This window comes from Serratia sp. JSRIV001, from assembly GCF_019968745.1.
Lineage (GTDB): Bacteria > Pseudomonadota > Gammaproteobacteria > Enterobacterales > Enterobacteriaceae > Chania > Chania fonticola_B.
On sequence record NZ_CP074147.1, the window covers coordinates 2,125,203 to 2,144,653 of the forward strand.

General features: G+C 54.7%; 15 protein-coding genes. 10 read left to right on the top strand and 5 right to left on the bottom strand.

Annotated elements, in window-relative coordinates:
• The first annotated feature begins 3 nt into the window (after window positions 1-3).
• The 3 genes from KGP17_RS09640 (at window position 4) to KGP17_RS09650 (ending at window position 1,963) form a co-directional block, all read left to right on the top strand.
• A complete protein-coding gene (locus tag KGP17_RS09640; RefSeq protein ID WP_021804911.1) occupies window positions 4-186 on the top strand; it encodes a Trm112 family protein in 183 nt (60 codons plus the stop codon).
• Window positions 183-932, top strand: a complete 750-nt coding sequence (kdsB, locus tag KGP17_RS09645; protein WP_021804910.1) for a 3-deoxy-manno-octulosonate cytidylyltransferase — start codon at window positions 183-185, stop codon at window positions 930-932. Before KGP17_RS09640 ends, kdsB begins: the two co-directional genes overlap by 4 nt.
• 134 nt (window positions 933-1,066) lie before the next feature.
• Window positions 1,067-1,963, top strand: coding sequence for a YcbJ family phosphotransferase (locus KGP17_RS09650; RefSeq protein ID WP_059200397.1), 897 nt, complete (start codon window positions 1,067-1,069; stop codon window positions 1,961-1,963).
• On the opposite strand, the gene elyC is transcribed toward KGP17_RS09650, so the two are convergent.
• On the bottom strand, window positions 1,960-2,733 hold the full coding sequence (gene elyC, locus KGP17_RS09655; protein WP_021804908.1) for an envelope biogenesis factor ElyC: 774 nt from the start codon (window positions 2,731-2,733) through the stop codon (window positions 1,960-1,962). The genes KGP17_RS09650 and elyC overlap by 4 nt on opposite strands.
• A gap of 152 nt (window positions 2,734-2,885) precedes the next feature.
• On the opposite strand from elyC, the gene cmoM reads away from it, so the two are divergent.
• The 7 genes from cmoM (at window position 2,886) to KGP17_RS09690 (ending at window position 13,651) form a co-directional block, all read left to right on the top strand.
• Window positions 2,886-3,671 (top strand): tRNA uridine 5-oxyacetic acid(34) methyltransferase CmoM, encoded by a 786-nt coding sequence (gene cmoM, locus KGP17_RS09660; RefSeq protein WP_021804907.1) that lies wholly within the window; start codon window positions 2,886-2,888, stop codon window positions 3,669-3,671.
• Window positions 3,668-4,990 (top strand): chromosome partition protein MukF, encoded by a 1,323-nt coding sequence (gene mukF, locus KGP17_RS09665; RefSeq protein WP_021804906.1) that lies wholly within the window; start codon window positions 3,668-3,670, stop codon window positions 4,988-4,990. Before cmoM ends, mukF begins: the two co-directional genes overlap by 4 nt.
• On the top strand, window positions 4,971-5,699 hold the full coding sequence (gene mukE, locus KGP17_RS09670; protein WP_223499224.1) for a chromosome partition protein MukE: 729 nt from the start codon (window positions 4,971-4,973) through the stop codon (window positions 5,697-5,699). Before mukF ends, mukE begins: the two co-directional genes overlap by 20 nt.
• A complete protein-coding gene (mukB, locus tag KGP17_RS09675; RefSeq protein WP_021804904.1) occupies window positions 5,696-10,135 on the top strand; it encodes a chromosome partition protein MukB in 4,440 nt (1,479 codons plus the stop codon). Before mukE ends, mukB begins: the two co-directional genes overlap by 4 nt.
• A gap of 220 nt (window positions 10,136-10,355) precedes the next feature.
• On the top strand, window positions 10,356-12,206 hold the full coding sequence (gene ldtD, locus KGP17_RS09680) for a L,D-transpeptidase (RefSeq protein ID WP_021804902.1): 1,851 nt from the start codon (window positions 10,356-10,358) through the stop codon (window positions 12,204-12,206).
• 180 nt (window positions 12,207-12,386) lie between these two features.
• Window positions 12,387-12,935, top strand: a complete 549-nt coding sequence (locus KGP17_RS09685; RefSeq protein WP_021804901.1) for a YcbK family protein — start codon at window positions 12,387-12,389, stop codon at window positions 12,933-12,935.
• 68 nt (window positions 12,936-13,003) lie between these two features.
• Window positions 13,004-13,651, top strand: coding sequence for an MBL fold metallo-hydrolase (locus KGP17_RS09690; protein WP_021804900.1), 648 nt, complete (start codon window positions 13,004-13,006; stop codon window positions 13,649-13,651).
• A gap of 62 nt (window positions 13,652-13,713) precedes the next feature.
• On the opposite strand, the gene KGP17_RS09695 is transcribed toward KGP17_RS09690, so the two are convergent.
• From KGP17_RS09695 to pncB, 4 genes are all read right to left on the bottom strand, one after another.
• Window positions 13,714-14,904 (bottom strand): amino acid aminotransferase, encoded by a 1,191-nt coding sequence (locus KGP17_RS09695; protein WP_218519524.1) that lies wholly within the window; start codon window positions 14,902-14,904, stop codon window positions 13,714-13,716.
• Between the two features lie 246 nt (window positions 14,905-15,150).
• Window positions 15,151-16,242: a porin OmpC gene (gene ompC, locus KGP17_RS09700; protein ID WP_305801186.1), complete on the bottom strand. Its 1,092-nt coding sequence runs from the start codon at window positions 16,240-16,242 to the stop codon at window positions 15,151-15,153.
• A 303-nt stretch (window positions 16,243-16,545) separates the two neighbouring features.
• On the bottom strand, window positions 16,546-17,946 hold the full coding sequence (gene asnS / locus KGP17_RS09705; RefSeq protein ID WP_209522274.1) for an asparagine--tRNA ligase: 1,401 nt from the start codon (window positions 17,944-17,946) through the stop codon (window positions 16,546-16,548).
• Window positions 17,947-18,225: 279 nt separating this feature from the next.
• Window positions 18,226-19,431, bottom strand: coding sequence for a nicotinate phosphoribosyltransferase (gene pncB, locus KGP17_RS09710; protein ID WP_037375001.1), 1,206 nt, complete (start codon window positions 19,429-19,431; stop codon window positions 18,226-18,228).
• Window positions 19,432-19,451: the final 20 nt, after the last annotated feature.

Here is a 19,451-nt window from a genome sequence, read left to right on the forward strand (position 1 = left end):
AGCATGGATCACCGTTTACTCGAAATCATTGCCTGCCCGGTTTGCAACGGTAAGCTCTATTTCAACAAAGAACATCAGGAACTGGTCTGCAAACTGGACGGCCTGGCCTACCCATTACGTGATGGTATTCCGGTATTGCTGGAAAACGAAGCGCGCACCATCCCACTGGACGAGAAACACGCATGAGTTTTATCGCTATCATCCCGGCGCGTTATGCGTCCACCCGCTTGCCGGGTAAACCGTTGGCGGATATCCACGGTAAGCCGATGGTGGTGCATGTGATGGAACGAGCCCGTGAATCAGGGGCTTCCCGCGTGATTGTCGCCACCGACCACCCAGAAGTGGCCAAAGCGGTCGAGGCTGCCGGCGGTGAAGTTTGCATGACCAGCCCGGACCACCATTCCGGCACTGAACGCCTGGCGGAAGTGATCGAAAAATGTGGCTTTGCCGATGATGAAATCATTGTCAATGTGCAAGGCGATGAGCCGATGATCCCGCCGGTTATCGTGCGTCAGGTGGCAGAAAACCTGGCGGCCAGTAGCGCAGGGATGGCCACGCTGGCGGTACCGATCGAAACCGCAGAAGAAGCCTTCAACCCGAATGCGGTCAAGGTGGTGATGGATGCGCAAGGCTATGCGCTCTATTTCTCACGTGCCACCATCCCTTGGGATCGTGAGCGTTTTGCTCAATCAAAAGAGACTATTGGCAATAGCCTGCTGCGGCATATCGGGATTTATGCTTACCGCGCCGGTTTTGTCCGCCGCTACGTCAACTGGCAACCAAGCCAGCTGGAACAGATTGAACTGCTGGAGCAGTTGCGTGTGCTGTGGTACGGCGAAAAGATCCACGTCGCGGTGGCGCAGGCCATTCCGAGCGTCGGTGTCGATACCCCGGAAGACTTGCAACGAGTGCGGGACAGCATCAAGCGTTGAGTCATCTATTGGCCGGAGACCCCGGCCATCTCAATTCCCTGATTTACCCTTTTTATTGATCTGCATTGAAGAATTTCTCCGCTCACCGTTCAATGATGACAGTTGCTTATCCTTAATGTGGAGGGGGTCGTTCCATGGAGCAGCTGCGTGCCGAATTGAGTATTGTGCTGGGAGAGTCCGTCGGTCGTCTGGAACGCGTCAGCGAACAGCCTTATGCCCATCTGTATTCACTGTACGATCGCCAGGATCATGCGATCCCGCTGATGGCGAAAAGCTTCGTCTGTGAGGGCATTGCCCAGCAGGAAGCTTACAAGTTATCCATGCTGGCGCGTGAAGGGGACATTCGTCTGCCAACAGTGTTTGGCGTGGTCTACACCCGGCAAGCGCCCTACAAAGAGATATTGCTGATCGAACGCCTGCGTGGCGTCTCGGTCGAGGCTCCAACCCGGACTTTGGCCCGTTGGGAAGCCTTGATGGACCAGATTGTCGACGGCATGCTGGCCTGGCACCGTATCGATAGCCACGGCTGCGTGGGCACGGTTGACAGCACGCAGGAGAATGACTGGTGCAGTTGGTACCAGCAGCGTATCGAAGTACTTTGGTCAACTCTGGGTAATATGAACTCGCCGCTGTTAAGCATGGCAGACCGCCGCCTGCTGTACCGCACGCGCGAAATGCTGATCGACTTCTTTGCCGATTTTGATGACCCTTGCGTGCTGGTGCACGGTAATCTGGGGTTACGCAGCATGCTGAAAGATGCCAAAACCGACCAACTGCTGGCGATGCTCAACCCAGGCATGATGCTGTGGGCGCCACGGGAATATGAGCTGTTCAGGCTTTGCGAGGCGGGGATGCCGGATCAATTGCTGTTCCACTACCTACAGCGTGCGCCAGTGGCGGAGTCTTTCCTGTCTCGTCGTTGGCTTTATGTGGTGTGGGAGGCGGTAGCCAGGATGATCCATACCGGCAAGCTGGATCGCCCGGCGTTCGATCAGGCCGCACAACAGCTACGGCCCTGGCTGGCTCACTAATTGCTGCTGACTTCACCATCCCCTTTTAGCTGCTGCCACAGGCTGCCCAGCGTTTCATATGCCGCCCGTTCGCTGTGCCCAAGGAACATCGCGGAAGGCATCACCCGATCCCAGATATTCAGCGGTGAGGTAATGGCCAGTTGATTGGCCGGAGCCGGGATTGGGTGCAGGCCCTGAGCCTCAAAGAAGCGCATGGCACGCGGCAAGTGATTGGCAGATGTCACCAGCGCAAACGGCTGTTTCCCTACCAATTTGGCGACCTCTGCGGCTTCCTGTTCGGTATCCCGCGGGCGGTCCACCAGCACGATGTCGTTGGCAGGCACACCCAGGCTTTCCGCCACCAGTGCTGCGGTGGCCGCGCTGCTTTGCGTTTTCGCGCCTTTTCCACCGGTAAAGACCATCTTGCTACCCGGGTGCGACAGGTATAGCCTGACGCCTTCGGTCACCCGTGGCAGGCTGTTGTTGAGCAGGTTAGAGCTGGGGGCCCAGTCCGGGTTATAGGTATAACCGCCGCCAAGCACCACGATATAGTCAATCTGGCCGTTGCCTCTATAGGTCGGGTAACTGGATTCTAACGGCTTCAACAGGCGATCGGCGACCGGTTGCAGGCTGAGCAACAGCAACAGCAGCCAACTCAGGCTTAATATGACTTTGCCGCATTTCTGCCAACGGGTAAACCACAGCAGCAATAATGCCAGCCCCATTAACAACAGCAGGGCGGGTAGAGGCATCATCAGGCCGCCAATAAATTTTTTTAAGTGAAATAACATCAAAAATCAGGTCCTTTTGGGCGAAAAAACGACATCTGGCCGCATTCATGCTGCAAGAAGATTTATTCTAAGCCAGTCTGTGCCAAAATAGCAGGTTTGAATGGGCAGGCGCTTTGCCGTCGGCCAAGATAGAATCAGCGGAGCCGTTGTCCATGCAGGATCGCAATTTTGACGATATTGCCGAGAAGTTTGCGCGTAATATTTACGGCACCACCAAGGGGAAAATCCGTCAGGCGGTAGTCTGGCAGGATCTGACCACGCTGCTGGCTCAGTTGCCACAGCGGCCGCTGCGCATTCTGGATGCTGGTGGGGGCGAAGGCCACATGGCCTGCCAACTGGCAGAATTAGGACATCAGGTCTTGTTGTGCGATCTTTCTGGTGAGATGATCCAACGCGCTGCGTTGCTGGCCGAGCAGAAAGGTGTGAGCCAGAACATGCAATTCATACAAAGTTCGGCGCAAGAGATTGGTCAGCATTTGGCACAACCGGTCGATCTGATATTGTTCCATGCGGTTTTGGAGTGGATCGCCGAACCGCAGGTGGCCTTGCAGGCGTTGTATGACTGCCTGGTGCCCGGGGGCGCACTGTCACTGATGTTCTTTAATGCCAACGGTTTGTTGATGCGTAATGTGGTGTTGGGCAACTTCCAACTGGTGGATCCCGAGGTCAGGCGGCGTCGCAAGCGCTCGCTGTCGCCGCAGTATCCACACAGCCCACCGCTGGTCTACGGCTGGTTGGAGCAGATGGGCATGCAGATTTCAGGCAAAACCGGCGTGAGGGTTTTCCATGATTATCTGCAAAGCAGGCAGCTACAGACCCAAAAATTTGAAGAGTTACTGGCGCTTGAACAGCTTTATTGTCGGCAAGAGCCTTACGTGAGTTTGGGGCGCTATATTCACGTCTCGGCGCATAAACCGAACCTGAAGGACGAACTATGAGTGAATTTTCCCAGACAGTACCCGAACTGGTCGCCTGGGCACGGAAAAATGATTTCTCTATTTCGCTCCCCACTGAGCGTCTTGCGTTTTTGCTGGCTATCGCCACGTTAAATGGTGAGCGGCTGGACGGCGAGATGAGCGAAGGTGAGCTGGTTGATGCATTTCGCCATGTCAGCAAAGGGTTTGAACAGACGCATGAAACGGTGGCGATACGCGCCAACAATGCGATTAACGACATGGTGCGCCAGCGCCTGTTGAACCGTTTTACCAGCGAGTTGGCGGACGGCAATGCCATCTATCGCCTGACGCCGCTGGGTATTGGTATTACCGATTACTATATCCGCCAGCGTGAGTTTTCGACCCTGCGTCTTTCCATGCAGCTGTCGATCGTGGCGGAAGAGTTGAAGCGTGCCGCAGACGCTGCCGAAGAGGGTGGCGATGATTTCCATTGGCACCGCAACGTCTTTGCTCCGCTGAAATACTCGGTAGCGGAAATCTTCGACAGTATCGATCTGACCCAGCGCCTGATGGATGAACAGCAACAGAGCGTGAAAACCGATATCGCGGCGCTGCTCAACCAGGATTGGCGTGCGGCGATCTCCAGCTGTGAGATGCTGCTGTCGGAAACCTCCGGTACCTTGCGTGAACTGCAGGATACGCTGGAGGCCGCAGGTGATAAACTCCAGGCCAATCTGCTGCGTATTCAGGACGCCACGCTGGGTGAGATGGAGCTGGGCTTTGTCGATAAGCTGGTGTTTGATTTGCAAAGCAAGCTGGATCGCATCATCAGTTGGGGCCAACAGGCGATTGACCTGTGGATCGGCTATGATCGCCACGTGCACAAGTTTATCCGTACCGCCATCGATATGGATAAAAACCGCGTGTTTGCCCAACGCCTGCGCCAATCGGTACAAAACTACTTCGATAATCCTTGGACGCTGACCCATGCCAACGCCGATCGTCTGCTCGATATGCGTGACGAAGAGCTGGCGTTGCGCAGTGAAGAGGTCACCGGGGAACTGCCGCCAGATCTGGAATATGAAGAGTTCAGCGAAATTCGCGAACAGCTGGCAGCGATGATCGAACAGGCACTGAAGATTTATCAGGAACAAAAGATGCCGCTCGATTTAGGGGCAGTGATGCGCGATTATCTGGCGCAATATCCGCGTGTGCGTCACTTTGACGTTGCCCGCATAGTGGTCGACCAGGCAGTGCGCCTTGGTGTGGCTGAAGCTGATTTTTCAGGGTTGCCCGCGCAGTGGCAGGCAATCAATGATTACGGAGCCAAGGTACAGGCCCATGTCATCGACAAATATTGAACAAGTAATGCCAGTCAAGCTGGCCAAGGCATTGTCTAACACGCTGTTTCCGGCGTTGGACAGCCAATTGCGCGCAGGTCGTCACATCGGTATCGATGAGTTGGACAACCACGCATTCCTCATGGATTTTCAAGACGAGCTGGAAGAGTTTTATACCCGTTACAGCGTCGAGCTGATCCGGGCGCCGGAAGGGTTCTTCTATTTGCGCCCGCGCTCGACCACGCTCATTCCACGCTCGGTGCTTTCCGAGTTGGACATGATGGTCGGCAAGATCCTGTGCTACCTCTACCTGAGCCCCGAGCGCCTGGCGCATGAAGGTATTTTCAGCCAGCAGGAGCTGTACGATGAGCTGCTGAGCCTGGCGGATGAGAGCAAGCTGCTGAAGTTCGTCAACCAGCGCTCCACCGGTTCGGATCTTGACCGTCAGAAGCTGCATGAAAAAGTGCGCTCCTCGCTCAATCGCCTGCGCCGTCTGGGCATGGTGTATTTCATGGGCAATGACAACAGCAAATTCCGCATTACCGAGGCGGTGTTCCGCTTCGGTGCCGATGTGCGTAGCGGTGACGATCCGCGCGAAGCCCAGTTGCGGATGATCCGCGACGGTGAGGCGATGCCGGTAGAAAACAGCCTGTCACTGAACGATGACGTTGATGCGGAAGATGCGCAGGCAGAAGCTACCCAGGACAGTGCAGAGGATGAACAGGAATGATTGAACGCGGTAAATTTCGCTCACTGACGCTGGTTAACTGGAACGGTTTCTTTGCCCGAACCTTTGATCTCGATGAGCTGGTCACCACGCTTTCGGGCGGTAACGGGGCCGGTAAGTCCACCACCATGGCGGCCTTCGTCACGGCGCTAATCCCGGATCTGACGCTGCTGCACTTTCGTAACACCACCGAAGCCGGCGCCACCAGCGGTTCACGCGACAAAGGCCTGCACGGTAAATTGCGTGCCGGTGTCTGCTACTCAACCCTGGACGTAGTCAACTCACGCCACCAGCGTGTGGTGGTCGGGGTTCGTCTGCAACAGGTTGCGGGGCGCGATCGTAAGGTCGATATCAAACCTTTCACCATTCAGGGGCTGCCAACGGCAGTGCAACCGACCGAACTGCTGACCGAGACCGTCGGTGAGCGTCAGGCTCGGGTTCTTTCGTTGCAGGAACTGAAAGAGCGTGTTGAAGAGATGGAAGGGGTGCAGTTCAAGCAGTTCAACTCCATCACCGATTACCACGCCTTGATGTTTGATCTGGGGGTGCTGCCCAAGCGTCTGCGCACTTCCTCCGACCGTAGCAAGTTCTATCGTCTGATCGAAGCCTCGCTGTACGGCGGGATTTCCAGTGCCATTACCCGTTCTCTGCGTGATTACCTGCTGCCGGAAAACGGCGGCGTGCGTAAAGCGTTCCAGGATATGGAAGCCGCTCTGCGCGAGAACCGCATGACGCTGGAAGCGATCCGCGTCACCCAGTCGGACCGCGACCTGTTCAAGCATCTGATTTCCGAAGCGACCTCGTACGTTGCCGCAGACTACATGCGCCATGCCAATGAACGGCGTATCCATCTGGATGGGGCGCTGGTATTGCGCAACGAGTTACTGAGCAGCCGCAAACAACTGGCCGCCGAGCAGTTCCGCCACGTTGAAATGGCGCGTGAGCTGGCTGAGCAAAGCGGTGCCGAATCCGATCTGGAAACCGATTATCAGGCCGCCAGCGATCACCTCAATCTGGTGCAGACCGCAATGCGCCAGCAGGAAAAGATCGAACGCTATGAAGGCGATCTGGAAGAGCTGACCTACCGTCTGGAAGAACAGAATGAGGTTGTCGCCGAAGCGAGCGAGCAGCAGGCGGAAAACGAAGCGCGTGCCGAAGCCGCAGAGCTGGAGGTGGATGAGCTGAAAAGCCAGCTCGCCGATTACCAGCAGGCGTTGGACGTGCAGCAAACCCGTGCCATTCAATATCAGCAGGCACTTCAGGCTCTTGAGCGCGCCCGTGCGCTGTGTCAGGTGCCGGAACTCACCGCCGAAAATGCCGAAGAGTGGCTGGATACCTTCCAGGCGCGTGAGCAGGAAGCGACAGAGTCCCTGTTGCAGTTGGAACAAAAGTTAAGCGTGGCGGATGCCGCTCACAGCCAGTTCGAGCAGGCCTATCAGCTGGTGGGTAAAATTGCGGGCGAAGTCAGCCGTAGTGAAGCCTGGCAAACCGCGCGTGAACTATTGCGTGACTGGCCTTCGCAGCAGCATCAGGCCGAGCGTGTGCAGCCGTTGCGGATGCGTTTGAGCGAGTTGGAGCAACGTCTGCGCTCGCAGCAGGATGCCGAACGTCTGTTGCAGGAGTTCTGCAAACGTCACGGGCAGAGTTATCAGCCGGATGAACTTGATGCCTTGCAGCAAGAGCTGGAAGAGCGTTTGGAATCGTTGTCCCAAAGCGTCAGCGAGGCCGGTGAGCGCCGGATGGAAATGCGCCAGGAGCTGGAGCAGATCCAGCAGCGCATCAAGGAGCTGACTGCCAGGGCACCGATTTGGTTGGCCGCGCAGGATTCACTGACCCAGCTCAGCGAGCAGAGCGGTGAAGCCTTCGAAGATGGTCAGCAGGTTACCGAATACATGCAGCAACTGCTGGAGCGCGAACGCGAAACCACGGTTGAACGTGATGAAGTGGCCAGCCGCAAGCGTGAAATCGAAGCGCAGATTGAACGTCTCAGCCAGCCGAGCGGGGCAGAAGATCAGCGTCTGGTAACGCTGGCGGAGCGCTTTGGCGGTGTGCTGTTGTCTGAAATCTATGACGATGTCACCATTGACGATGCCCCGTACTTCTCTGCGTTGTACGGCCCGTCGCGCCACGCGATTGTGGTGCCGGATCTGTCGCTGGTGCGCGAGATGCTGGAAGGGTTGGAAGACTGCCCGGAAGATCTCTACCTGATCGAAGGGGATCCGCAGTCGTTTGACGACAGCGTGTTCGCCGTCGAAGAGCAAGAAAAAGCGGTGGTGGTGAAAATCGCCGATCGCCAGTGGCGTTACTCGCGCTACCCTGAGGTGCCGCTGTTTGGCCGTGCTGCCCGGGAAAATCGCCTGGAAGTGCTGTACGCAGAACGTGACTCCTTGGCCGAACGCTACGCCACCTTGTCATTTGACGTGCAGAAAACCCAGCGTTCTCACCAGGCGTTCAGCCGCTTTATCGGTTCGCACCTCGCCGTGGCGTTTGACGCGGATCCTGAAGCGGATATCCGTGCTCTGAACAGCCGCCGTGGTGAAATTGAGCGTGCGCTCAATAACCACGAAGCGCAGAACCAACAGCAGCGTCAGCAATACGATCAGGCCAAAGAGGGCATTTCCGCACTCAACCGCCTGATGCCGCTGGTCTCACTGCTGAATGATGAAACCTTGCAGGATCGTGTCGAAGAGATCCGCGAGGAAATGGAAGAGGCGCAGGATGCTGCGCGCTATATCCAACAGCACGGCGTTTCCTTGGCCAAGCTGGAGCCTATGTTATCGGTGCTGCAAAGCGATCCGGAGCAACATGAGCAGCTTCAGCAGGACTATGCACAGGCCCAGGCCACCCAACGCCAGGCCAAACAACAAGCCTTTGCCCTGACGGAAGTGGTACAGCGCCGCGCTCACTTCAGCTATACCGATTCTGCTGGCATGCAGAATGCCGATAACGATCTCAACGATAAACTGCGTCAACGCCTGGAACATGCGGAAGCGGAACGTACCCGCGCCCGCGAGCAACTGCGCCAGTATCAGACCCAGTTTACGCAATACAGCCAGGTACTGGCCTCGCTGAAAAGCTCTTATGACGCCAAACGCGACATGCTTAAAGAGCTGAGCCAGGAACTGGTAGACATTGGCGTGCAGGCCGATGCTAATGCCGAAGCCCGCGCGCGGCAGCGCCGGGACGAATTACATGCCTCGCTGAGTAATAACCGTAACCGCCGTAACCAGTTGGAGAAACAGCTGACCTTCTGCGAAGCGGAAATGGACAGCCTGCAAAAGAGACTGCGCAAGCTGGAGCGTGATTATTACCAACTGCGTGAGCAGGTGGTGACCGCCAAGGCGGGCTGGTGTGCCGTGATGCGTCTGGTGAAAGACAACGGGGTTGAACGCCGTCTGCACCGTCGTGAACTGGCCTATATGGACGGTGACGAGCTGCGTTCGATGTCGGATAAGGCATTGGGTGCGCTGCGTCTGGCGGTGGCGGATAACGAACATCTGCGTGACGTGCTGCGCCTGTCGGAAGATCCGAAACGGCCAGAGCGCAAGATCCAGTTCTTTATCGCGGTCTATCAGCATCTGCGCGAGCGTATCCGTCAGGATATTATCCGCACCGACGATCCGGTCGAAGCTATCGAACAGATGGAGATCGAACTGGGCCGTCTGACCGAAGAGCTGACCGCCCGCGAACAGAAACTGGCGATCAGTTCGAAGAGCGTGGCGAACATTATCCGCAAGACCATTCAGCGCGAGCAGAACCGTATCCGAATGCTTAACCAGGGGCTGCAAGCGGTTTCCTTCGGTCAGGTGAAGAGCGTGCGGTTGAACGTCAACGTACGGGAAGCGCATGCCACCTTGCTGGATGTGCTCTCCGAGCAGCAGGAACAGCATCAGGATCTGTTTAACAGCAACCGTCTGACCTTCTCGGAAGCGTTAGCCAAGCTGTATCAGCGCCTGAACCCGCAGATCGATATGGGCCAGCGCACGCCACAAACCATCGGTGAAGAGCTGCTGGATTACCGTAACTATCTGGAGCTGGAAGTGGAAGTGTTCCGTGGCTCCGACGGCTGGCTGCGTGCGGAAAGTGGCGCGTTGTCTACCGGGGAAGCGATTGGTACCGGCATGTCAATTCTGGTCATGGTGGTGCAGAGCTGGGAAGAGGAATCACGCCGCCTGCGGGGTAAAGATATTTCGCCTTGCCGCCTGCTGTTCCTCGATGAAGCCGCGCGTCTGGATGCCAAATCCATCGCCACGCTGTTTGAGCTGTGCGATCGTCTGGAGATGCAGTTGATTATCGCCGCGCCAGAAAACATCAGCCCGGAAAAAGGGACTACCTATAAACTGGTGCGTAAGGTGTTCCAGAACCATGAGCATGTGCACGTGGTTGGCCTGCGTGGGTTCGCCAGTGAACAACCAGCTTTAGATTCGGTGTCGGAATAAACGCCACAAAGCTAAAAAAGTGCACTATAAATCTGAAAATAGCCGCCTGAAGGTGGCTATTTTTTTGTATGACGAGGATGATAGGCGTGTTTTTTTTGCCAGTGGTAAGCTGGAATGAAACGGTTATTTACGGCGCTGAGAGCAAAAGCGCCGTTCTGTTTGTATACTGAAACTAATAATAGTCCGTGCGGTATTTTTGTGAGCCTACAGGGGGCAAGGGATGTTGCTTAAAAATGGAAACTCAGTACGACGTCTGGCATTGAGTTGCGCAATAGCGTGTGGTTTTGCCGTGTCGTTTTCCGCATGGGCAACCGTTCCGGCGTTACCGGTGGCGTCATCGTCATCGGGAATGTCCGTGGCACAAAGTCGTGCCGAACTGCTGGCGGCATTGCCGAAAAGCGTTGTGCCTTATTATCTCTCCACTTTGGCACCGCTGTACGCTGCCAATCAGATGCAGCCTATGTGGCAAGATCGGGAAGCGGTACAGCAATTTCAGCAGCAACTGGCTGAGTTGGCCATTTCTGGCGTACAGCCGCAGTTTACTCAATGGGTAAAACTGCTGACCGATCCGCTCATCACCGATATGGCACGTGATATTGTGCTGTCGGATGCGATGCTGGGTTATTTGCAGTTTGTCTCCTCAATCGGGGCTAACGGCAACAACTGGTTGTACAGCAATGTTCCTTACAAGCTGAAGGTGCCAGCGAATACGGTGATCAACCAGTGGCAGCTCTCGATACATCAGGGCAAAACGCTGGCGTATATCAACTCGTTGGCCCCGCAGCATCCTCAGTACGCCAAAATGCATTTGGCGCTGCGCGAAATGCTGGCGGCTGGGCGCCCGTGGCCACAAATGACCAATGGTGCAAGCCTGCGTCCAGGTCAGCTCAGCGACGATATTCCCGCACTGCGCGATATTCTGGCGCGTACCGGAATGCTAATCGCCACTCCGGCGGTAGCATCTGCTTCGCCTGAGCCTCAGGTCAACAACGCCAGCGCGACGACCCCGGCGGCGGATGACGATCTGTCGGTGGATGAAGAGAAGGATCGTGCTACCGCAGCGGCTGTCGTAAGCCCGGGCGCGGCATCGATCAAAGATCTTGCTCCCTCTCCAGAAGCGACCGCGCAGGTACAACCTGCCAGTCCGGTTTCGGTAACGGATAATCGTTACACCGAAGATCTGGTGGAAGGGGTCAAACGCTTCCAAACCTGGCAAGGGCTGACGCCTGATGGCGTTATCGGTGCCCGGACGCGTGAATGGCTGAACGTTTCGCCACAAACTCGAGCTTCACTGCTGGCGTTGAACATCCAGCGCCTGCGCATTCTGCCTGGGCACGTTGATACCGGCATTATGGTCAACATCCCGAACTACTCGCTCACCTACTATCTGAATGGTAATGAAGTGTTATCTTCGCGGGTGATTGTTGGCCGCCCGAGCCGCAAAACGCCACTGATGAGCAGTGCGCTGAATAACGTGGTGGTCAACCCGCCGTGGAACGTGCCAACCAAGCTGATCCGTGAAGATATCGTGCCCAAGGCCATGCATGATGCGAGCTACTTCCAGAAACACGGCTATCGGGTATTCTCTGGCTGGAGCAACGATGCGCAAGTGATCGATCCGGCAATGATTGACTGGAGTGTGGTTTCACCACGCAATTTCCCTTACCGCATCCAGCAGGCGCCGGGGACCAGCAACTCGTTAGGGCGTTTCAAGTTCAACATGCCGAGCTCGGATGCCATCTATCTGCATGATACCCCGAACCACGGCCTGTTCCAGAAGGATATCCGGGCGTTAAGCTCTGGCTGTGTGCGCGTTAACAAGGCTTCCGATTTGGCCAATATGTTGTTACAGGATGCCGGTTGGAACAACGCGCGTGTTTCCTCCACGCTGAAAGGCGGCAATACGACGTATGTAAACATCCGCCAGAACATCCCGGTGCAACTGTATTACCTGACGGCCTGGGTCTCTGATGATGGCAAGCCACAGTTCCGTACAGATATTTACAATTATGATGCGACAGTGAGATCGGGTGCACAAATTTTGGCTCAGGCCGAAAAATTGATGCAATAAATGCAGTAATTCTAGATAAATAACGGTCTGAATGTCTGGCCAGTAACAGGCTCTGTTTTTTGTGAGCACGGGTAAACCACAGCGTATCGCGGGTTGACTCCGCATACGCTGGCGGTTATGGTTCGGGCAGTGCGCAGTTTTGTGCATATATTTTGACATTCTTGCCGAGTTTAAAGAGTCATGGACAAAATTGATCATCATCGCCGTAAATGGCTGGCGTTAGGTAGCGCCGCCGTGGGTATCGCACTGCTTCCAGGGCAGGCGTTTGCCAGTCTTTCTACCTCTCGCCCACGTATTCTGTTGTTGAATAATCTTAATACCGGCGAATCCATCAAGGCCGAGTTCTTCAACGGTAAAGGTTACAATAAAGAAGAGTTGGCACGCCTGAACCATATCTTCCGTGACTATCGGGCCAATAAGGTCAAGAGCATCGATCCGGCTCTGTTTGATCATCTCTATCGCCTACAGGTAATGCTGGGTACCAGCAAACCGGTACAGCTGATTTCCGGCTACCGTTCAATGGCGACCAATACCGAAATGCGTGAGCACAGCCGTGGCGTGGCCAAGCAGAGCTACCACACCAAAGGCCAGGCGATGGATTTCCATATCGAAGGGATCCAACTGAGTAATATCCGTAAGGCGGCGTTAAAAATGCGCGCCGGCGGGGTAGGCTATTATCCACGTAGTAACTTTGTGCACATCGATACCGGCCCGGTGCGGACCTGGTAATCATTGTGCATCATGATCGCTGAATGGCACCCGCCCCTTGGGCGTGGTGCCGTTGTCGTTGGAGCTTTATGAAATACCATATTATCCCCGTTACGGCGTTCAGTCAGAACTGCACGCTCATCTGGTGCGACGTCACCAAACAGGCGGCGCTGGTCGATCCTGGTGGCGATCCGGAAAAACTGAAGGCTGCCATTGCCGAAAAGGGCGTGCAGGTCAGCCAGATTTTGCTGACGCACGGCCATCTCGATCACGTAGGCGCGGCGGCAGAAATGGCCGAGCATTATCAGGTACCGATCTATGGGCCAGATAAGGAAGATGCCTTCTGGCTTGAAGGTTTGCCAGCACAGAGCCGTATGTTTGGCCTGGATGAATGCGCCGCTCTAACGCCGACCAAATGGCTGGAAGAGGGGGATAAAGTGCAGGTGGGCGAAATGTCGCTGAATGTACTGCATTGCCCTGGCCATACACCTGGTCATATCGTTTTTATCAACGAACAGGCACGTTTGGCATTAGTGGGTGACGTGTTGTTCAACGGTGGCGTTGGCCGCAGCGATTTCCCGCGCGGTGACCATCAGGCGCTAATCGCTTCAATCCGCAACAAATTACTGCCTCAGGGCGACGATATGGCGTTTATTCCAGGACATGGCCCGATGTCTACCTTTGGCCATGAACGTCAAACCAACCCGTTCCTGCGCGAAGAACCGGCTATCTGGTAAAGACACCTCTCGCAAAAGAACAAAGGGGCGCAAATGCGCCCCTTTTTCAATGCAAAATCAACTTACAGCACGGCAACGATGGCTTCGCACAGCGGCGCCATATTGTCCGGCGTCATCCCTGCCACGTTAACGCGGCCGGAGTTAACGGCATACACGCCAAATTCATCACGCAGACGCAGAACCTGCTCTTTGGTCAGGCCGCTGAAGGAGAACATGCCGTTCTGGTTGATGATAAAGCTGAAATCCTGCTGCGCCCCTTTCTCCTGCAGGGTATTAACGAACAGCTGGCGCATACGGTGAATGCGCTGACGCATGTCGGTCAGCTCTTGTTCCCAAATGGCGCGCAGCGCTGGGTTACCCAAGATGGTGGCAACTACGGCCGCACCGTGTGACGGCGGGTTCGAGTAGTTGGCACGGATCGCGGCTTTCACCTGGCTGAAGGCACGCTCGGCGGTTTCTGCATCGGCAGCTACCACGGTGCAGGCACCGACACGCTCGTTATACAGGCCAAAGTTCTTCGAGTAGGAGCTGGCAACGATCAGTTCCTGATGTTTGGCAGCAAAGATACGCAGACCCTGGGCATCTTCTTCCAGGCCCTTGGCGAAGCCTTGGTAAGCGAAGTCGAACAGCGGCAACCAACCCTTGGCTACGGACAGTTCAGCCAACTGAGCCCATTGTGCTTCGGTTGGATCGATACCGGTAGGGTTATGGCAGCAACCATGGAACAGCACTACGTCGCCTGCTTGAGCCTGGTTCAGGCTGGTGAGCAGACCGTCGAAGTCCAGCGCATGGTTGGCGGCGTCGTAATAGTTGTATTCCAACACTTCCAGGCCAACGGCACCAAAGACGTTTTTATGGTTTGGCCAGCTTGGATTGCTGACCCAGATACGCTTGGCGTTGGTCTGGTTGGCAATAAAGTCGGCCGCTACGCGCAGGGCACCGGTACCACCAGGGGTTTGCGCGGTACGTGCACGCTTGTCGGCAATGATTGGGCTCTGCTTGCCGAACAATAGCTCTTGCGTGCAGCTAGCAAATTCAGGAATACCTTCAATACCCAGGTAGTTTTTGGTGGTCTCATTTTCCAGCAGATACTGTTCAGCTTTTTTAACGCTGGTCAGCACCGGCGTTTTGCCGGTTTCGTCTTTATAGACGCCAATGCCTAAGTTGATTTTATTCTCACGCTTGTCCGCGCGGAAAATGTCGGTCAGACCCAGAATTGGATCGGCAGGTGCAGCGGTGATTTTTTCAAACATGTCAGATGCTTCCATGGCCTAGAGTTAAGCAGACAGAAACATCAGGGTAGCGCCAGTTATCGGCTTTGCCAACCGTTTGCGAGAAAAACACCTCGATCTTGTGACGGCGGCAGATTCAGCACAAAAAATGACGGGGAAGGGCGGATTGGCAGAATAAAAAATTGGCGGAAGCGCTAAAAACAAAAACAGGGCCGAAGCCCTGTTTTTTAACTTAGCTGACGGCGAGCCGTCATCAAGTGCAACAACTTAGAACTGGTAAACCAGGCCGGTAGCTACGATGTTGTCAGTAGCGATGCCGTTAGCACGAGTGAAGTCGTTTTCGTCCAGCAGGTTGATTTTGTAATCAACGTAGGTAGACATGTTTTTGTTGAAGTAGTAAGTAGTACCTACATCAATGTATTTAACCAGATCGTTGTCAGTGCCGTTAGGGCCAGCCAGGTTCTTACCTTTAGACTGCAGGTAAGCGATAGATGGACGCAGGCCGAAATCGAACTGGTACTGTGCTACCACTTCAAAGTTCTGAGTTTTGTTAGCGATGGTGTTAGACGCGCTACCGTATGGAGTCATGTTGCGGGTTTCCGCATACATGGTTGCCAGGTAGACGTTGTTGGCATCGTATTTAGCACCAACGGTCCATGCATCAGCTACGTTACCGCCAGCAGTGCTGTTATCTTTCTGGTCAATGGTACGGTTAGATGAAGAGTATGCTGCACCTAAGCTGACACCGGTATCCAAAATTGCGTAGGTGGTAGAAACACCAACACCGTCACCGTTTTGTTTCTTCAGCTCACGCTTGTCGTTTTCGTTCTTGCCTTGATACTGCAGAGCGAAGTTCCAACCATCAACCATACCGAAGAAGTTGTTGTTACGGTAAGTAGCAACACCGTTGGTACGACCGGTCATGAAGTTGTCGGTAGTGGTGTAAGTATCGCCACCGAACTCTGGCAGCATATCTGTCCAGCCTTCAACGTCATACACTACGCCGTAGTTACGGCCGTAATCGAATGAACCGAATTCAGCAAATTTCAGACCTGCGAAGCCCAGACGAGTCTTAGTACCTTCGGTACCTTGTGACTCAGCGTGGTTAGCTTGCACGTTGTATTCCCACTGGCCGTAACCGGTCAGTTGGTCAGTAATCTGGGTTTCACCTTTGAAGCCAAAGCGCACGTATGACTTGTCGCCATCTTCGCTTTTGTCTTTAGAGAAGTAGTGCAGGCCGTCAACTTTACCGTACAGATCCAGTTTGTTGCCGTCTTTGTTGTAGATTTCAGCTGCGTTGGCTGCACCAGCTGCTAACAGAGCTGGGATCACTACTGCAAGAATGTTGCGCTTCATCATCATTATTACCCTCATTGGTTTTATTCGGACACCTTGCCACTGCCGCCAATAATTCTTTTGGAACTATTGTTGATAGATTGGTGTCGTCCTGTGTCTGCACGCAGTGTTCCATTCACGGGCAGGTTTATCTAGAACGAAAATGCTACCAATGTCGTAATCAGGTTTCAGGAAGAAACGATGTGTAACAATTTGTGTATTTTGGGGAACTTTGTGATGCAGGTCAATAATCAAAAATGCGAAAGGCCAGCTAAGCTGGCCTTTATTATGTAAAGAAAATGTTTAAATTATGCTGGGTTTTATGACTTAGAAGCTGGCGTTACGTGGCGTTCTTGGGAACGGGATCACGTCACGGACGTTCTGCACCCCGGTCACATAGGCGATTAAACGCTCAAAACCTAAGCCAAAACCAGAATGTGGCACGGTGCCATAGCGGCGCAGGTCACGATACCACCAATAATCTTCTTTATTGAGGCCCATCTCTGCCAGACGCTGATCCAGCACATCCAGACGTTCTTCACGCTGAGAACCACCGATGATTTCACCAATGCCCGGTGCTAGCACATCCATCGCCGCAACGGTTTTGCCATCTTCGTTCATGCGCATGTAGAAGGCTTTGATATCTTTCGGGTAGTTTTTCACCACTACCGGAGCCTTGAAGTGTTGCTCGGCCAGATAGCGTTCGTGTTCAGACGACAGGTCGATACCCCAGGAAACCGGGTTCTCGAAGGTCTGGCCGGAAGCGAGCAGGATCTCGACCGCCTCGGTGTAGTCCACCTGGGCGAAATCGGAAGAGACAAAGCGCTTCAGACGGTCGATGGCGTCTTTATCTACCCGCTCAGCAAAGAATTGCAGATCGTCGGCACGTTCATCCAGCACCGCCTGGAAGACATATTTCAGCATGCTTTCGGCCAGCCCGGCAACGTCGTCCAGGGTAGCAAAGGCAACTTCCGGTTCGATCATCCAGAATTCAGCCAGGTGACGGCTGGTGTTCGAGTTCTCGGCACGGAAGGTGGGGCCAAAGGTATAAATTTTTGACAGCGCACAGGCGTAGGTTTCGCCGTTCAACTGGCCGGATACGGTCAGGAAGGCTTCTTTACCGAAGAAATCCTGGCTGAAATCGACGGCACCTTTATCAGTGCGTGGCAGGTTTTCCATATCCAGCGTGGAGACGCGGAACATTTCACCGGCACCTTCGGTATCAGAGGCGGTGATCAGTGGGGTGGAAACCCAGAAATAACCGTTCTCATGGAAGTAGCGGTGGATTGCCTGTGCCAAGGTGTGGCGAACGCGGGCAACTGCGCCAATCAGGTTGGTGCGTGGGCGCAGGTGGGCAACTTCGCGCAGGTATTCGATGCTGTGGCGTTTGGCCGCCATTGGATAGGTGTCAGGATCGTCAACCCAACCCACCACCTTGATGGCTGTGGCTTGCAGTTCGAAGCTCTGGCCTTCACCCGGCGAAGTTACCACGGTACCGGTCACTTCAATGGAACAGCCGGTGGTCAGGCGTAACACTTCGTCCTGATAATTCGGCAGAGAATCATTAACGACGGCCTGTAACGGATTAAAGCAGGAGCCGTCATAAACGGCGAGGAAGGAGATACCAGCTTTAGAATCTCTCCGGGTACGTACCCAACCGCGCACGGTGACTTCACTGTCAACCGCAGCACGACCTTGCAGTACGTCGACTACAGGCACTACGCTCATAGATTTCTCTCTTATAAGTTTTTCAGAAATAGGCTAACAACCCAAGAATTTGGGGATGTTGCTATGTTACTTGCCGCGTTGCAGAGCACAAGCAGAAATCATCAGAATGAGACAACATTTATTGCAGTGGGATAAAAAAACAGGAGGTATATAAAGGAAGAGGGGGAACGCCGGTGAGAAATGCCCACACGGTTTGTATCCCCGGCTGACTCTTGTTCTTTAATGCAGCGCCGTACAGTTCCCTCTCCCAGTGGGAGAGGGTTGGAGAGAGGGGGCACCTTAACTGGCTTTCTTCACCAGCGGCAGATCGAAGGCTTTGCGCAGCGCTTTGACAAACGCGGGGTCCTGGCAGATGGTTTTGCCTGGGCTATCGGACAGTTTGGCTACCGGCTTGCCTTTACACTCGACCAGCTTGATCACAATATTTAGCGGCTTGACGCCGGGGATATTGCAGGTCAGACGCGTGCCGATACCGAACGCCAGGTTGATGCGCCGATCAAAGTGGCGATACAACGCCAAAGCCTTATCCAGATCCAGATTGTCTGAAAACACCAGCGTCTTGCTCATGGGATCGATCCCCAATTGCTGGTAATGGGCAATGGCTTTTTCACCCCATTCGATCGGATCGCCAGAGTCGTGGCGCAGACCTTGATAGCTCTGGGCAAACTGCTTGCCGAAATCACGCAGGAACGCATCCATGGTGATACAGTCGGTCAGTGCAATGCCGAGCTGAGCGGGATATTCATCCAGCCAGGCCTGCAAGGCGGCACGTTGGCTGTTGGCCAGTACCGGGCTAATCTGTTGATGAGCCTGGAACCACTCATGGGCTTGCGTGCCAACCGGGATCAGATCCAGCCGATGCGCCAAATCGTAGTTACTGGTGCCAGCCAGATAGGGGAATTCGGTTTTCAGCGTGCTGACAATGGCCTGTTGCACCTCGCGGGAGAAGCGGCGACGGGTGCCAAAGTCCATCAGCTTGAAGCGTGAAATATCAATATCCCCGCTCAGTTGCTTGAACTGCGCCAGGTTCTGGCGCAACTGGCTAATGGCCATCTCTGGCGTGGCCTGTGGCGAGCGCTGGCGGTGCACGACTTCGCTGATCACTGCCAATAACGGCACTTCCCACATAATCACTTCGCGCCAGGGGCCAGCGATACGGATATGCAATTTGCCGTCGTGATTGCTAATGCTGACCTGTTGCGGATCGTATCGAAACTCCCGCAGCCAGCTCAGGTAATCCTGATGGAAGAAAGGCAGGCTGGAGAGATAGCGGTGTTCGGCTTCGGTTAGCGCCAACTCGCTCATCATGGCAACCTGCGCGCGGATCTCGTCGGCATATTCGCCCAGCAGTTCGTCGCCACGGCAACGAAACTCCGCCGCAACGGTAATTGCGGGGTAGCGATGGAACACTGCTTGCTGCATATGAAGCTTGTAGGCGTCAGTATCAAGCAGTGAAGTCAAAATCGGGGAAGCGTATAGAGTCATATCGCGTTACAGCATCCTCG

Coding starts and splice junctions, on each gene's coding strand:
- KGP17_RS09640 (WP_021804911.1), top strand. CDS start 4: ATGGATCACCGTTTACTCGAAATCATTGCCTGCCCGGTTTGCAACGGT.
- asnS (WP_209522274.1), bottom strand. CDS start 17,946: ATGAGCGTAGTGCCTGTAGTCGACGTACTGCAAGGTCGTGCTGCGGTT.
- KGP17_RS09685 (WP_021804901.1), top strand. CDS start 12,387: ATGGACAAAATTGATCATCATCGCCGTAAATGGCTGGCGTTAGGTAGC.
- KGP17_RS09695 (WP_218519524.1), bottom strand. CDS start 14,904: ATGTTTGAAAAAATCACCGCTGCACCTGCCGATCCAATTCTGGGTCTG.
- elyC (WP_021804908.1), bottom strand. CDS start 2,733: ATGTTATTTCACTTAAAAAAATTTATTGGCGGCCTGATGATGCCTCTA.
- ompC (WP_305801186.1), bottom strand. CDS start 16,242: ATGATGAAGCGCAACATTCTTGCAGTAGTGATCCCAGCTCTGTTAGCA.
- KGP17_RS09650 (WP_059200397.1), top strand. CDS start 1,067: ATGGAGCAGCTGCGTGCCGAATTGAGTATTGTGCTGGGAGAGTCCGTC.
- pncB (WP_037375001.1), bottom strand. CDS start 19,431: ATGACTCTATACGCTTCCCCGATTTTGACTTCACTGCTTGATACTGAC.
- mukF (WP_021804906.1), top strand. CDS start 3,668: ATGAGTGAATTTTCCCAGACAGTACCCGAACTGGTCGCCTGGGCACGG.
- cmoM (WP_021804907.1), top strand. CDS start 2,886: ATGCAGGATCGCAATTTTGACGATATTGCCGAGAAGTTTGCGCGTAAT.
- mukB (WP_021804904.1), top strand. CDS start 5,696: ATGATTGAACGCGGTAAATTTCGCTCACTGACGCTGGTTAACTGGAAC.
- kdsB (WP_021804910.1), top strand. CDS start 183: ATGAGTTTTATCGCTATCATCCCGGCGCGTTATGCGTCCACCCGCTTG.
- mukE (WP_223499224.1), top strand. CDS start 4,971: ATGTCATCGACAAATATTGAACAAGTAATGCCAGTCAAGCTGGCCAAG.
- KGP17_RS09690 (WP_021804900.1), top strand. CDS start 13,004: ATGAAATACCATATTATCCCCGTTACGGCGTTCAGTCAGAACTGCACG.
- ldtD (WP_021804902.1), top strand. CDS start 10,356: ATGTTGCTTAAAAATGGAAACTCAGTACGACGTCTGGCATTGAGTTGC.